At 71.3% G+C, this 1639-nt stretch carries 2 protein-coding genes; both read right to left on the bottom strand.

Annotated elements, in window-relative coordinates:
* The coding region (locus tag OOT08_RS12630) for a thiamine pyrophosphate-binding protein (protein WP_325093098.1) at positions 1-550 on the bottom strand (550 nt) is incomplete at its 3' end.
* On the bottom strand, positions 547-1639 hold a 1093-nt coding region (locus tag OOT08_RS12625), incomplete at its 5' end, for an amidohydrolase (protein ID WP_325093097.1). The genes OOT08_RS12630 and OOT08_RS12625, both read right to left, overlap by 4 nt.

Here is a 1639-nt window from a genome sequence, read left to right as displayed (position 1 = left end):
GCGTGACCTCCCGCGCTGTGGGAGTTGCCGGGCCCTCGGCGGAACTTGGGCCGTTCGCGGGACTCGTCGCGACATCGTAGGGCAGGGCGATCACCACGGGACGCCGTTCGCTCAGGCTGCGGCGACTCGCCTCCGCAACCGTCGCTTCGATCCCGTCCGCGCTCAGGGTCACGGTGGGGACCCCGAGCGCCTCGGCAAGCGCCGGTTGATCCACGTCCCAGGGCCGCGGCCCCGTGCTCGGTGCCGCGCCGATGACCACGAGCATCGGGGTGCGTGCCTGGGCAGCTTCGGCGAGCGGGGTGAGGGCGTTGGTGTAGCCGGGACCGTAGGTCACGGTGGCCACGGCGAGGCTCCCCGTGGCGCGCCAGAAACCGTCCGCAGCGCCGACAGCCCCGGCCTCGTGCCGAGTGGCGAGGTAGCGACACTCGGTGCGCAGAAGCGCGTCAATCACATGCGCGTTGCCATTTCCCATGACCCCGAAGGCGATCCGGCTGTGGCGAGCGAGGGCGCGGGCGAGACGTTCCGCGCAGGTGTCAGGGCGCTGGGTCATGCGGAGCGCTCCCATCGTGCTTGGCCGTCGAGGTAGGTCGCGAGCACGGGGATTTCCCCGATGCCGGCGGGTTCGACCTCGCCGGGATCGGCCCCGAGCAGGGTGAAATCGGCGAGCTTGCCCGGGGCCAGCGACCCCAGGCGCTCCTCCCAACCGGCGGCCCAGGCGGCGTCACGGGTGAAGGCCCGGATCGCCTCATCCACGCTCACCGCTTCCTCGGGTCCCATCGCGAGGCCACGATCCGAGCGGCGCTCCACGAGCACCTGCATCGCACGGAGCGGGGTTCCGGGCAGGGGGCGGTCCGTGGATCCGACGAGGCGCACCCCGGCATCCAACAGCGACCGACCGCGGTAGAGGCCACGAGCGCGCTCCGGACCGACCACCCGGGTGAAGTCGTCGCCGCTCCCCCAGAGGAAGCAGGGCTGGGAGGCGATGGCGATGCCCAGTGCGCCGAGCCGGGCGACCTGGTCGTCTCGCACATACCCGCCGTGCTCGATCCGGTGCCGGAGGTCCGGCCGGGGTGTGTCTCGCTGGGCCCGTTCGAACGCCTCAATGGCCACGTCAATGGCGCGGTCGCCAATCGCGTGCGCGGCAACCTGCCACCCGGAGCGGTGCGCCTGCAGGACCCGGTCGATGAGCGTCTCGGGTTCCTCCGCGAGCAGGCCGAGGTCGTCTGTGCCCTCGTAGGGCTCGGTAAACGCAGCCGACCGGGCCATCATGCCCCCGTCGAACCAGAGTTTCACGGCGCCCAGGGAGAGCCAGTCATCTCCAAAACCCTGGGTGAGGCCCAAATCCAGGCCCACCGAGACGCCGTCCCGCTCGTGCCCGGCGAGGGGGTGGAGCACCCCGTGGAACGGCATGAGCTGCACGCGAACCGGGAGCTTTCCACGGGCACGAAGCCGAGCGAATGCGGCCAGGTCCAGCGCGCTCAGAGATTCGATGCCCGCGCCGATTCCGGCGTCGACGCAGGCGGTGATGCCCTCGGTCAGGCACTGAGCCCCGGCCTGCGCGATCGCGTCTTCCACGGTGTCGAGCGGGTAGGGCAACCGTTGCCCGGTGACGAGCTCCTGCTCGTCTTCGAGCAGGAGG

This window comes from Leucobacter sp. M11, assembly GCF_035726885.1.
Classification (GTDB): domain Bacteria; phylum Actinomycetota; class Actinomycetes; order Actinomycetales; family Microbacteriaceae; genus JAPFRB01.
The sequence above is the reverse complement of the archived record's forward strand: the minus strand, read 5'-3'. Positions and strand labels throughout refer to the sequence as shown.